Annotated in this window: 11 protein-coding genes; 9 read left to right on the forward strand and 2 right to left on the reverse strand. The window is 61.2% G+C overall.

Annotation, left to right across the window (positions count from 1 at the left end):
• Positions 1-25: 25 nt before the first annotated feature.
• A complete protein-coding gene (locus tag FEZ63_RS01800) occupies positions 26-946 on the reverse strand; it encodes an isocitrate lyase/PEP mutase family protein (protein WP_150941932.1) in 921 nt (306 codons plus the stop codon).
• 148 nt (positions 947-1,094) lie between these two features.
• Between FEZ63_RS01800 and FEZ63_RS01805 the strand changes: the two genes are divergently transcribed.
• From FEZ63_RS01805 to rraA, 7 genes are read left to right on the forward strand one after another with little or no spacing between them, the layout of a single operon-like run.
• Positions 1,095-2,165 carry an ABC transporter substrate-binding protein gene (locus tag FEZ63_RS01805; protein WP_150941933.1) on the forward strand — a complete coding sequence of 357 codons (1,071 nt, stop codon included), beginning with the start codon at positions 1,095-1,097 and terminating at the stop codon, positions 2,163-2,165.
• A gap of 60 nt (positions 2,166-2,225) precedes the next feature.
• Entirely contained in the window at positions 2,226-3,953 is a 1,728-nt protein-coding gene (locus FEZ63_RS01810; protein WP_150941934.1) for an ABC transporter permease, read from the forward strand.
• 13 nt (positions 3,954-3,966) lie between these two features.
• Complete coding sequence (locus tag FEZ63_RS01815) at positions 3,967-5,049, forward strand: ABC transporter ATP-binding protein (protein WP_150941935.1); 1,083 nt, start codon at positions 3,967-3,969, stop codon at positions 5,047-5,049.
• The gene (locus tag FEZ63_RS01820; protein ID WP_150941936.1) at positions 5,049-6,146 is read left to right on the forward strand and encodes an Ldh family oxidoreductase; all 1,098 of its coding nucleotides are present in this window, start codon (positions 5,049-5,051) and stop codon (positions 6,144-6,146) included. Before FEZ63_RS01815 ends, FEZ63_RS01820 begins: the two co-directional genes overlap by 1 nt.
• A gap of 1 nt (position 6,147) precedes the next feature.
• The gene (locus tag FEZ63_RS01825) at positions 6,148-6,465 is read left to right on the forward strand and encodes a DUF4387 domain-containing protein (protein ID WP_150941937.1); all 318 of its coding nucleotides are present in this window, start codon (positions 6,148-6,150) and stop codon (positions 6,463-6,465) included.
• Positions 6,462-7,856, forward strand: a complete 1,395-nt coding sequence (locus FEZ63_RS01830; RefSeq protein ID WP_150941938.1) for an acyclic terpene utilization AtuA family protein — start codon at positions 6,462-6,464, stop codon at positions 7,854-7,856. The genes FEZ63_RS01825 and FEZ63_RS01830 overlap by 4 nt, the downstream gene beginning before the upstream one ends.
• A gap of 23 nt (positions 7,857-7,879) precedes the next feature.
• Positions 7,880-8,374, forward strand: coding sequence for a ribonuclease E activity regulator RraA (gene rraA, locus FEZ63_RS01835; protein WP_150941939.1), 495 nt, complete (start codon positions 7,880-7,882; stop codon positions 8,372-8,374).
• An 88-nt stretch (positions 8,375-8,462) separates the two neighbouring features.
• On the opposite strand, the gene FEZ63_RS01840 is transcribed toward rraA, so the two are convergent.
• Positions 8,463-9,875: an MmgE/PrpD family protein gene (locus tag FEZ63_RS01840; protein WP_150941940.1), complete on the reverse strand. Its 1,413-nt coding sequence runs from the start codon at positions 9,873-9,875 to the stop codon at positions 8,463-8,465.
• A gap of 172 nt (positions 9,876-10,047) precedes the next feature.
• Here FEZ63_RS01840 and FEZ63_RS01845 point away from each other — a divergent pair, with 172 nt between their 5' ends.
• Both FEZ63_RS01845 and tcuA read left to right on the forward strand, forming a co-directional pair.
• A complete protein-coding gene (locus tag FEZ63_RS01845; protein WP_150941941.1) occupies positions 10,048-10,803 on the forward strand; it encodes a GntR family transcriptional regulator in 756 nt (251 codons plus the stop codon).
• A gap of 169 nt (positions 10,804-10,972) precedes the next feature.
• On the forward strand, positions 10,973-12,472 hold the full coding sequence (gene tcuA, locus FEZ63_RS01850) for an FAD-dependent tricarballylate dehydrogenase TcuA (protein WP_150941942.1): 1,500 nt from the start codon (positions 10,973-10,975) through the stop codon (positions 12,470-12,472).
• Positions 12,473-12,496: the final 24 nt, after the last annotated feature.

Here is a 12,496-nt window from a genome sequence, read left to right on the forward strand (position 1 = left end):
TGTGGAGCGACGCGCGATCGCCGCTTCAGACCTCGGCGTAGCGCTTCTCGATTGCGTCGTAGACATCTTTGCCGACGATGCGTTGGCGCTCGGCGAAAGTGGCAAGTTGGTCCTCTGCGCCTCTTAGCGACCCGTTGTTCTTGAGGATGAGCAACACATCCTGGATCGCCTTGACTGACGCCTGAAGAGCGGCGTTCGCATAAAGCGCGAGGGAGAACCCGCAGGATTTCAACTCCTCGAGTTCCAGCATGGGTGTCTTGCCGCCAATGACGACATTCACGAGTTGCGGCGCAGGCAGTTGCCCAATGCGGCGTAGTTCATCGGCGCTTTCCGGCGCTTCAACGAAGATGATGTCGGCTCCGGCCTCGGTCATCGCATGGGCACGCTCAAGCGCCCTGTCGAAACCCTCGACGGCGCGCGCATCCGTGCGCGCAATAATCAGCGTGTTGGGATCCCGGCGCGCATCGAGGCAGGCCTTCAGCTTTCCGATGATCTCGGGCAGCGGCACAACGCCCTTGCCGGCAAAATGCCCGCACTTCTTGGGGAAGACCTGATCCTCGATCTGAAGCGCCGCGGCTCCGGCCCGCTCCAGCAATTGAACTGTCCGGTACGCGTTGAGCGCGTTTCCGAACCCGGTGTCGATATCCACCACCAGCGGCAGCGAACAAACATCGCTGATCCGCGCCGCAGATTCGGCGATCTCCGTTGCGGTGATCAGCCCGAGATCGGGCATGCCCAAATGTGTATTCGTGAGGCCGGCGCCGGTCAGGTAGACGGCCTGGAAGCCCAGATCTTCCACAATCCGCGCCGTCAGTGCGTTCGCGGCCCCCGGCAGCAACACTGAATCACGCGCTTCCACGAGGTTGCGAAACGCGCGGCGGCGCTCGGAGAGATCCCCGGAAAGCGGCCGGTCCGAAGCCCGGCTCGTTGGGAGTTGCAAGGTCATCGCTTTGTCCAGTTCGATGCAGTGTCGGCTCGCTTATATCCGACGAACAACATGGATCGTCAACTGTTGACAGTTTCCAATTTGGTTCCTACTCTTTCGTCTGAGGCCCGGGAAGAGGCTTTTGTTTGCAGTCTTTGGGAGGATTTAAATGCTGTCTTACCGGATACCGACCCGGCGGTCGTTTGGCCTTGTTGCGGCTGCTGCCGGAGCGCTCGCCGTTGCCACTCTCGCTGGCCCTGCCGCGCAAGCGCAAGCGCCGTCACCTTCGTGGGATCAGGTCGTCGCCGCAGCGAAGAAGGAAGGAACTCTGACCTTCTACAACAACCTGCAGCCCAACGGCATCGAGCCGCTTCTTGCAAAGTTCAAAGAGGCCTACCCGGATATCCAGCCCGAGCAGATCCGCCTCGGCAGCAATCCACTGATCGAGCGCTTCCAGACCGAGTTCAATGCCGGACGCAACATCGCCGATGTGTTGATCACATTCCCGGACGAACGCATCAGCGAGGGAATGAAGGCTGGCTGGATGGCAGAGTGGACGCCGCCGGAACTGCCGAATTTCCCGCCAGAAATCAATGAGGCCAACAAGGTCTTTACCCTGCAATACGCGCGCGAAGCCATCATCTGGAACAAGTCGAAGGTGAAGCCAGCCGATGCGCCGAAAGAATGGACTGATCTTTTCGATCCGAAATGGAAAGGCAAGGTCGGCATGAACCCGCCTTGGCGTTCCGTCTCGATTCAGCAGGTCGTCGCGTTCTGGGAGGACAAAGGCATCACTAATCCCGCGCAGAAACTCAAGGATAACGAAGTTCGTTTCTTCGAAGGTTCCGGCGGCATCATCCAGGCAGTTCTGCGCGGCGATGTCAGCGTGGCCGAGCTCACCGATCTGCCCCTCAACCCGCTTCTGGAAGACGGTGCGCCGGTCGGGTTCGTCTATCCGGCATCAGGCACCACGCTCTCCGCCAACAAGGCTTTCGTCGCCGCCAAGGCGCCTCATCCCAACGCAGCGCGCGTCTTTGTGAATTGGCTGATGACGAAGGATGGTCAGGAAGCGCTGCAGAAATATTGCGGACTTTCGGTCACGCGGAAGGGTGCGCCCCCGCTGAGCAACCTGCCGGCGACCTCGCAGGTGCCGAATGTGGTGGACGGCGAAAAGATCCTCACGCCTCAACGTCAGGCCAAGATCATCAACGAATGGCGAACCGTCTTCGGCATTCAATGACAACGGCTCGGTGCGAGGGCGGCATGTGCCGCCCCGCATCTCCCGGCGAGAGGAGAAGGCATGTCCGATCAGACCATCGGCCTGAGCGACGTTGTAATCGGGAAGCCTGCTTCCCGCCGAACCGGCAACACTTTGCTGAAATGCGCCTATGGCGCGACCTTCATCATCGTCGTCGCGATGGTGACGATCCCCATCGCGGCCTTGATATATGGCAGTTTCAGGACCGCCGCTCCCGGGATGCCCGCGGAGTGGACGCTGCGCAACTATGAGGGGCTGGCATCACCCGGTGTGATCGCAACGATCGGGACGACGCTGTGGATCGGCTTGCTGTCTTCTGCGCTGTGCATCGTCATCGGAACCGCGATCGCTCTTTTGGTCCATCGCACTGATTTCAAATACGGCAAAGTCGTCACCATGCTGGTGGGACTCGCATTCTATTTTCCGTCCTTCATCCTTGCGATGGCGTGGATCATCATTGGCGCGCCCGGCGGAATCTTCAACGCCGTCGTCGACGACATGCTGGGTCTCTCGTGGCTTCGCATCGACATTTACACCACAATGGGCATTGTCCTTGTGATGGTGCTTCATCAGGTGCCGTTCGTCTATCTGACGATGCGCGGCCCCATCATGGGCATGGATGGCATTTACGAGGAGGCCGCGCGCACCGCCGGCGCAACACCGTCCCGGGTGATCACGCGCATAACGCTGCCGCTTCTCAGCTATTCGCTCATTTCAAGCTTCATCCTCACCTTCATTATCACCATCGAGCAATTCGCGATTCCAGCGCTGATCGGGATTCCCGGTCAGGTGAATATGCTGGCGACACAGCTCTATCTCTTGGTGCGCTTCTCTCCCACCGATTACGGGCTCGCCGCCGCGATCGGCGTTGCGCTCAGCGCCATGACAGGCGCGGCGATCTGGGCTCAGCGTCGTGTGTCCAGCGCCGGGCGTCTCACCACGGTCACCGGAAAAGCCAGCCGGCTGAAGCCCATTCCGCTCGGCCGCTGGAAATGGTTGGCGTATATTCTTTGCTTCGGCTTCGGATTTCTCGCGCTCATCCTTCCAATGACGATCCTCATTTACACATCCGTGCTGAAATGGTTCACCGCCAATCCTTTCGATGGCCTGTATACGATCCGCAACTACGCCTACATCATCGAAAGTGCATCGACCATTCGCAGCTTCTGGAACACGCTTCTCGTGTCCGGCGTCGGTGCGGCGGCCGGCGTGCTGCTGGGTTTGATGTGCGCGTATTTCACGCTGCGGCTCCAGCCGCGGGGCTACCGGATCCTCGATTTCTTCGTCAGCTTGCCGTTTGGCGTGCCGGGAATCGTGCTCGGCCTCGGATTGTTGTGGGCCTACGCCTACCTGCCCCTGCCGCTTTACGGAACGCTGGCGCTCATGATCATCGCCTTCGTGACCCGTTTTCTTCCCTACGCGACCGAGACCATCGGAGGCCAGATGGTCCAAATCGACAAGAGCCTCGAAGAGGCCGCCTGGGTCAATGGCGCCACGCCGCTGGAAGGCGTGTCCAAGATCCTGCTGCCGCTCGTGCGGCCTTCGGTCCAGGGCGCCTATTTTCTTCTCTTCATGGCGTTCTTCCGAGAAATCTCGTCGGCCATCCTGCTCTACACGGCATCGACCGCCGTTGTGTCGATCTCGATCTGGTCGTTTTTCGAACAAGCGAACTGGGGTTTGGCGAGCGCACTTTCGGTCGTCGCAACCTTGATCATTTTCGTGGCCATGGGGCTGATCAGCCGGCTCGTGCCGGCGGCGCGGCAAGGCTGACCCGGAGACCATCATGAGCATCACCGTCGAAAACCTGGTCAAACGCTATGGCGCCATGACCGTCGTACATGGCATTTCCTTCGAGGTCGGTCGCGGCGAGTTCGTCAGTCTTCTCGGCCCGTCCGGCTGCGGCAAAACAACAACGCTGCGCTGCATCGCGGGTCTCGAGGATGCGGCAGGCGGCATCATCCGCATCGGCGATCGGATTGTCTCCGCGCCAGATCAGGACATCCTCATTCCGCCCCACGAGCGTCAAGTCGGCATGGTGTTCCAGAGCTACGCGATCTGGCCGCACATGACGGTCGGCGAAAATGTCGGCTTTCCGCTGTCGATCCGGAAAGTCTCCGCGGCGGATGTCGCAAAGCAGGTCGACGAGGCGCTCGGCATCGTGGGTCTCGGTCCCTTCAAGGACCGTCATCCATCGCAGTTGTCCGGCGGCCAGCAGCAACGCGTCGCTCTGGCGCGTGCCATCGTCGGCCGGCCGAAAGTGCTCCTGTTCGATGAGCCGCTCTCGAACCTCGACGCGAAGTTGCGAGAGGGGACGCGCGTTGAAATCAAGCGATTGCAGCGCAAGCTCGATGTGGCTGCGGTCTACGTCACCCATGATCAGGAGGAAGCGCTCTCCATGTCGGATCGCGTCATCGTCATGGACGGTGGCCGGATCGAGCAGGCGGGGACACCAAAGGAACTCTACCGCAGCCCGGTCAACCGCTTCGTCGCCGACTTTGTCGGCCGCGCGAGCTTCATCGATGTGGTGCGCGTCGAGGGAGGTGCTGGTTGGAGAACGCCGAGCGGCGCGCTCATCGATGTCGATGACAGCTCCTTCAACGGAGCAGGGACGTATCAAGCCATGCTGCGGCCTGAAGGGATCGACATCATGGAAGATGCGAACGCTGGAAAACCCGGTCGAAGTCTGCCCGGGACCATCAGCGACAGCCACTATCTCGGCGCTTACACCGAATATGTGGTCGATGCGGGAGGTGCGAAAGTGAAGGTGCATTCCAAGCGCGATTTCGACGTCGGTTCGCCGGTGATGCTCCGCTTCTCTCCAGAGAATTGCCGGCTCGTGTCGTCGCCCGCTGGAACCGGCAAGTGATGGCGCGAACAGCTTTGGGCGAGGTTGGGGCGAAGCCCGACGGAGTTCCGGTCAAGGCACTCGAAAATTTTGTCGCTGAGCTGTTCGCGACCCAGGGGCTCGCCACACACGATGCCTTCATTGTTGCGCGCTGCCTGGTGGAGGCGGATGCGCGCGGCGTCGTCTCGCACGGGGTTGGCCGCGTACCGATCTACCTGGAGCGGCTCCGCCTTGGCGTCGTAAAGCCGCGTCCGATGTTCGTGCTCGATGAACTGGCGCCGGCTGCAGCGCGGCTCGATGGCGACAATGGTCTGGGTTTCCTCGTCGCGCACCGAGCGATGGCTGAAGCGATCGAGCGGGCACGAAATTTCGGTATCGGCCTCGTTCTCGCCTATCACAGCAACCATTTCGGGATGGCGGCGAGCTATCTGCGACAGGCGATCGAGGCCGGTATGGCGGCCTTCGTCTTCACCAACGCGTCGCCGGCCATGCCGGTATGGGGCGGTCGCACGCCTTTTCTTGGAACGAGCCCGTTCGCCTTTGGCACGCCCGGCGGAACCCGAAGCGGCCCGCTTGTTCTCGACATGGCGACCTCGGTCGTGGCACGCGGGAAGATCCGGCGCGCGGTCGCGCAAAACCAGCCGATTCCGGAAGGGTGGGCGCTCGATTCGGAAGGGCGGCCCACGACGAATGCACGCGAGGCTTATGAAGGCCTCATTCTGCCGCTCGGCGGTCCAAAGGGATCCGGCCTTTCGCTCATGATGGAGGTGCTGGCCGGCGTCATGTCCGGCTCCGCATTCGGTGGCGAGGTTGGCAATCAATATCTGGACAAGAGCAGCCCTCAGAATGTCGGACACTGCTTCATCGCCTTGCGACCTGAACTGGCGGTGTCGGCCGATGAATATCGCGATCGCCTCGATGCTTTGGTCGAGCGTGCCAAGGCGACGCCCCGGATGGATGCGGCTCAGCCGATTCTGATGCCGGGGGAACCGGAGGCGTTGATCGAGGCAGCGAGACGCCGGGACGGCATCCCGCTCTCGACGGAGGACCGCGCTGCCCTTATCGCCGAAGCCGAAATCCTGGATCTCGCGCTTCCTGCTTTCCTGTCAGAAACCTGATATGCAACTGCAACAGATCGCCAAGGTCATCCGCAGCAAAAATGCTGGACCCTGCCTCGTCACATTCGACTTGATATTCACCAACGTGGCGGATTTTGAGCTGGCGCGACAACAACTTGCGCATCTCAAGCGCGAAGTTGCCCTTCGTTACGGGCGTTCCGAGGAAAACGTCAGCGTCATCGATTTTGCACCGGCTCTCGCCGTCAAAATCACGATTCCGCGGGACGTCGTTTCCGGCGATATCGGAGACCGTGACGTCTACGGGGCCCAGCAGCACGCACCGCTTCTCGATATCGAACTTTCGGAGACCGGCCGATGAGCGCGAGCGAACGGCTCATCGAGTCATTCGCCAGAGAACGCAGGCCACTGCGCATTCTCGGCGCCTCCGGGCAACTCGGTTATGGCATCCCCACACCCGCATTGGAGGAAGGCCTGCGACGATCGCCGGACATGATCGGCTGCGACATGGGCTCGATCGATATTGGGCCACATTACCTCGGCAGTGGGGAAATGGCGCCGACTCGCGTGGGAGCGAAACGCGACCTGCGGAAAGTGCTGAACGCCGCGCGCCGCCACGACATTCCGCTCATCATCGGCTCGGCCGGTTCGGCTGGCGCAAAGCCGCATCTCGATCAGACGCTCTCGATGATCCGCGAGATTGCGGCGGCGGACGGTCTGAAGTTCAAGCTTGCTTATGTGCCGGCCGACATTCCACGCGATGTGGTGAAGCGCGCGGTGCGGGCAGGCAAGACATTGCCCATGGACACGATGCCGGCATTGACCGAGCAGGATGTCGACGAAGCGGAGAACCTTGTCGGCCAGATGGGGCTGGAGGCTTTTCGGCGGGCGTTGGAAACAGGCGCCGATGTGGTCGTGACGGGCCGTGCCTGCGATACGGGCATCTTCGCCAGCATTCCGGCGATGTTGGGCTTCCCGCTGGGACTAGCGACCCATATGGCAAAGATCGTCGAATGCGCGTCTCTTTGCTGCGTGCCGGGCGGGCGCGACACGATCCTCGCCGTTCTTGACGATGAGGGGTTCGATCTCGAAAGCATGTCGTCGCAGCGCGCCGCAACCCCCACCTCGGTGGCCGCTCACAGTCTCTACGAACAGGCCGATCCGTACGACATTCGGGAGCCTGCCGGGCACACGGATTTGCGTGCCGTTACCTATCGTGCGTTGGACGAGCGGCGAACCCGCGTCACGGGAGCGGTTTTCGTGCCCGCGGAACGCCAGACGCTCAAGCTCGAAGGGGCATCGCGGGTCGGCTTCAGGGCTCTCCTTCTCGCGGGAGCAGCCGATCCCAACTTTATCGCGCAACATGAGACGATTTTTGCCGGCGTCCAGCGCGTTGTGCGCGATCTCGTCTGCGAGGACACCGCTGAGGACTACAACCTTTCCTTCCGCGTCTATGGAATAGACGGTGTGAGGGCCTGGTCGGATCAGACTGCGGTGCTGCCTCGCGAGGTGCTTGTCATGGGCGAATGCATCGCGCCGACGCTTGAGCGGGCGGAGGAAGTGGTGCGCACCACCAAGCAATATCTGCTGCATTACGGTTATGAGGGCCGCGTCTCTACCGCGGGCAATCTGGCGTTCCCCTTTACGCCACCCGAAGTCACAATTGGAGCAGCGTACCGTTTCAACGTCTTTCATCTGATGCAGGTGGAAGACATGGCCGAGTTGTTTCCGGTGGTGACGGAGACGTTCTAGACATTCGTTGAAAGAGAGAACCAATGCCAATCAAGACTGCTGATCTTGTCGATACGCACGACGCCGAAACACGCTTTTGCCATCTGCCGCTGCGCCTCTTCGGCCGCCGCCGATTTTTCCACGGACGGATCGCAACCTTGCGGACATTCGAGGACAACGTGATTCTGAAGCGGCGCCTGGAACAGGACGGCGAGGGGCAGGTTCTCGTCGTCGATGGTGGGGGCTCGACGCGCTGCGCGATCATCGGCGATCAGATTGCTGCGATCGGGCACAAAAATCGCTGGGCTGGGATCATCGTCAACGGGGCCTTGCGCGATGTCGCGGAGATCGGCGCAATGGAATTCGGCATCTTCGCTCTAGGCCATTCACCGAAGAAGAGCACCAAGCTGAGAATCGGCACCGAAGGCGGCGTGGTAACGTTCGGCAACGTCGATTTCACCCCCGGCCATTGGGTCTATGCCGATGACGATGGCATTCTGGTTGCGCCCCGCGCCATTCACGAGGACGCGCGCGGCTGAAGGCGTGATTCAGTGCGAGCCGATGCTTTTTGCATGACCGCGTCGGAGCGGTAGCCTACCAGGCGCAAGGGCCTGGCAGGCGCTGCTGTCAACGCGCTCGCAATGCCTGAGCCAATTGCCGAAGCGGACGGTTCTCGATATCGAGTACGATGTCCCGAATCTCCTGCGCCTGTTCGAGCGGAATAGCGAGCGACGCCGAGGCAAAGAACTTTTCCGACACGCCGTCGCGATCGAGAGCGCGCTCGCCGGCACCGCTATTGATCCGCACGTGGCGCATGACCTTGCTGCCGTCGCGCAAGGTGACCTCGACCCCGCCGGAGAAAAACGTCGGGAAAGCCGAATTGCTGTCGACCGAGCATCGAACACGCCGGGTGAGGGCGAGAACATCCGCATCCGCAAGCGCCTCGGGCTGTAGTTCCGGAAGACCGAACCCTCCTTTGATGAGGCAGGTGGCCACCACGAATGGCGCGCTGAACTTTGCCTCATAGTCGGTGGTCGGGTTTTGTTTGGCCGCAGTGGGCTCTGCCACGATGGGCATGGTGTCCTTCGGCAGAAAAGCTTCCACGTCCGCGATCTCGGCAGCGTCGACGATGCGGTTCAATTCGATTGCTGCGTCAGCGCAGCCATGAATGAAATGGCAGACCGGATAGGGCTTGATCGCGGTGTCGGCGAAGTTCCACGTTTCACCAAGTCCTTCGGCGATCAAGCCCAGATCGGCGTGTTCCGCATAGCTTTGCAGATAGGCATGAAGAAGACCGAATCTGCCTTCATAGGGACGCGAAGGACCCTTGAAACCCGCTTGGGCGAGGCGAGCGGCCGTGATACCCGCGACGGCGGCCCAGCCGGGGTGAAAGCGTTTGGTCCACGCTCCCTCCTCGAGGAAGACCTGCACGCCGGATGCCGTACTTGCGGCGATGCCCTGGGCGGAAATCATCTGATCCGCGTCGAGGTCTAAGAGTTTTGAGGCGATGATGGCCGAACTGAAATGAGCGACGACGCCGGTGGCGTGGAATCCAACGTGGTGGAACCCGCCTTTCACGGCCGCACCGACTCTGACGGCGGTTTCCATCCCGGCCATGTAGGCGAGGAGAAACTGCCGACCGTCGACGTCGAGGGATTCCGACAGGGACAACGCACACGGAAGACAGGCAGCGCTGGCGTGAATGATGCTGGCGAGATGCGTATCGTCGAAATCGAGGCCGTGGATCAGGATCCCGTTGGCCAGCGCCGCGTCGCGCACCGGGAGACGCTCGCGGCGGCCCAGCACGCTGCACGTGCCGTCCCGCTCGGCGAGCGCTACGATCCCCGCCATGGCGCGCTCGGAAAACGAATAGGCATTCGACGCGAGCCCGACGCCGAGTGCGTCAAGGATGAGCAATTTCGCTCTTTCGGTCGCCGCCACCGGAACATCGTCAAAGACAAGTCGAGACGCAAATCGGGCCACGCTTTCAGCGGGCGGCGAAGCGATCGTGAATTCAGGGGCTTGCGACGTTGCGACCATAGGTTCCTCCGGACGTCTTTCGGTGACAGAAAGCAGCCACGACCGATCTCTATTGTCAACAGTTTACATCTTGGCTAAGTTGGCCTGGAGGACAGCATCTTCCGCGCGGCGTGATTTCGCGCTAGCAACATGATCACGCCCATACCGGAGGCGGCCAACATTTGGTTTAGTCATGTCGCAACTCCTTTCCGGTCGTGTCCGTGCCCAATCGTTGGTCGACGTCGTGACTCAGCGTCTGGAAGAGGCGATCATGAGCGGCGAATTCGCCCCCGGCAGCCGGCTCAGCGAGCATGCGCTCGCGACCTCGTTGGGTGTTAGCCGCGGGCCGCTTCGGGAGGCCATCCGCCGTCTTGAAGGCCGCAAGCTGGTCGAACGCACGCCCAATATCGGCGTCCACATTGCGGTTCTGTCGCTCAAGGATCTGGCGGACCTCCTCATTGTCCGCGAGGCGTTGGAGGGAATGGCCTGCCGGCTTGCCGCAGAGCGGATGACCGACGAAGAGCTGTCGGGCCTGGACCAACTGCTCGAGGAGCACGGCGAGCAGGAGAGCGTGCGCGCCGGCACCGGCTATTACCAAGAGGGAAGGGATTTCGATTTCCACTTCCGCATCGTAAAAGCCAGCGGCAATGCCCAGCTCATACAAATGCTCACGGGCGACCTTTACGATCTCCTGCGCGTCTATCGCTATAAATCCAGCACACTCGATGGCCGCGCCGCGAAAGCCTTCCAGGAGCACAAGGCGGTCGTAGCTGCGCTCAAATCCCGCGATCCTGACAAAGCCGAGGCCGCGATGCGCCTGCATGTCCGCAACGCGCGAATGCACGTGGCGACGCGCATGGTCACGGAGGAGCCGGTGATTCCGGCTCCAAAGCGGCAGGGGGCTCGCGCGGAGACACCGCCCTCGAAGCAGCGCATCGTTCGCCTCTGAACGCCTCCACCCTGGGACCAAAGCAGGCATCAAGCGGCTATCTCGCTTAAGTCACGACGCCTCGGGTCCCCCTCTTGCATATAATTGTATACATAGGTATGGAAAGGAATGCATCTCGCGGGCCAGATCGTGCTCGCGCCAAAAACCGCAGGATCGAGGGGACGCCGCCATGAAGGATGAAAAAGCAAAGGCTTACGACGTCATTGTCGTGGGAGCAGGGAACGCCGCCCTAGCGGCAGCTGTGTCCGCCAAGGAAAACGGCGCGGAGCGCGTTGTCGTTCTTGAGAAGGCGCCGCGGGATATGCGGGGCGGTAACACCCATTGGAGCGGCGGCGTGCTGCGCTTTGCCTATGACGATCCGCGTGAGATCGGCGATTTGCTGCCGGGCATCGAGAATGAGTACGACAACTTCTATGACGGCATCTCGCCCTACACCAAGGATGATTTCCACGGAGACTTGATGCGCGTCACCAGCGGGCGCACTGACCCGGTGCTCTCGAAACTCCTCGTCGCCAATTCCCAGGAGACGGTGAAGTGGATGAAGAACACCGGCGGCGTCAAAATGGAGCCGGCGATTTCACTTTCAGCGGTGAAGAAGGGCAATGTCATGGTCTGGGCGCGCGGCCTCGTTGTGCGTGCCGAGCATGAGGGTGTTGGCCTCTCCCGGAGTTGGTTCGCCACCGCCGAACGCCTCGGCATCGAGGTGCGCTATGGCTCCGCCGCCGTGGAGCTGCTGGTGGGAGAGGATGGCCGCATCAGCGGAGTGAAGGTCAAGGACGACGAGGGCATCTCGACCTTGAATGCCCGAGCCGTCGTTCTCGGTTGCGGCGGTTTTGAAGCCAACGTTCAGATGCGCACGCAACATATCGGTCCGCTTGTGGGCGCGGCCAAAGTTCGCGGCACACCGCACAATCAAGGCGACGGTTTGCGCATGGCAATGAATATCGGCGCCATGCCGTGGGGTCAATGGAGCGGCTGCCACGCGACGCCGATCAGCGCGGATTGGGGCGATTTTGCGCCCCGCGAAATGACCGATCGCAGCAATCGCCTGAGTTACGTCTACGCCGTCATGCTCAACCGCAAGGGTCTCCGCTTCGTCGACGAGGGCGAGGACGGTGCGCTGTTCACCTATGCGAAATTTGGCCGGGCGATCCTCGCAGAACCGGGCGCCAAGGCATGGCAGATTTTTGACTCCAAGGTGGTGCACCTTCTGGAGCCACGATATCAGACCAGCAAGCCGATCGTCGCCGACACGCTGGAGGATCTCGTCGATCAACTCGATTTCGACAACAAGGTACAAGCCCTGAAGACGCTGCGGGAATACAACGCCGCGGCGCGGGCACCGGAAGACGGTTACGATCCGACCGTAAAGGACGGCCTTTCCACCCAGGGGCTGGCGCTGGAGAAAACCAACTGGGGCCTCCGGATCGATAAGGCGCCTTACTACGCCTACAGCGCCACAGGCGGGATTACATTTACGTTCGGCGGACTGAAAGTGAATGAGAACGCACAGGTCGTCGGCACCGATTGGCGTCCGATCAAAGGGCTGTTCTGTTGCGGCGAGATGGTTGGCGGTTTGTTTTACGACAACTATCCGGCGGGAACGGGACTGGTATCGGGCGCCACGTTCGGCCGGATCGCAGGCCGCAATGCGGCCACGATGAATTGATCGTCAAAGATCTAGGAGAAGCGA

The sequence above is a fragment of the Microvirga brassicacearum genome (assembly GCF_008757455.1).
GTDB classification, from domain to species: Bacteria; Pseudomonadota; Alphaproteobacteria; order Rhizobiales; family Beijerinckiaceae; genus Microvirga; species Microvirga brassicacearum.

Coding starts and splice junctions, on each gene's coding strand:
- FEZ63_RS01800 (WP_150941932.1), bottom strand. CDS start 946: ATGACCTTGCAACTCCCAACGAGCCGGGCTTCGGACCGGCCGCTTTCC.
- FEZ63_RS01805 (WP_150941933.1), top strand. CDS start 1,095: ATGCTGTCTTACCGGATACCGACCCGGCGGTCGTTTGGCCTTGTTGCG.
- FEZ63_RS01810 (WP_150941934.1), top strand. CDS start 2,226: ATGTCCGATCAGACCATCGGCCTGAGCGACGTTGTAATCGGGAAGCCT.
- FEZ63_RS01815 (WP_150941935.1), top strand. CDS start 3,967: ATGAGCATCACCGTCGAAAACCTGGTCAAACGCTATGGCGCCATGACC.
- FEZ63_RS01820 (WP_150941936.1), top strand. CDS start 5,049: ATGGCGCGAACAGCTTTGGGCGAGGTTGGGGCGAAGCCCGACGGAGTT.
- FEZ63_RS01825 (WP_150941937.1), top strand. CDS start 6,148: ATGCAACTGCAACAGATCGCCAAGGTCATCCGCAGCAAAAATGCTGGA.
- FEZ63_RS01830 (WP_150941938.1), top strand. CDS start 6,462: ATGAGCGCGAGCGAACGGCTCATCGAGTCATTCGCCAGAGAACGCAGG.
- rraA (WP_150941939.1), top strand. CDS start 7,880: ATGCCAATCAAGACTGCTGATCTTGTCGATACGCACGACGCCGAAACA.
- FEZ63_RS01840 (WP_150941940.1), bottom strand. CDS start 9,875: ATGGTCGCAACGTCGCAAGCCCCTGAATTCACGATCGCTTCGCCGCCC.
- FEZ63_RS01845 (WP_150941941.1), top strand. CDS start 10,048: ATGTCGCAACTCCTTTCCGGTCGTGTCCGTGCCCAATCGTTGGTCGAC.
- tcuA (WP_150941942.1), top strand. CDS start 10,973: ATGAAGGATGAAAAAGCAAAGGCTTACGACGTCATTGTCGTGGGAGCA.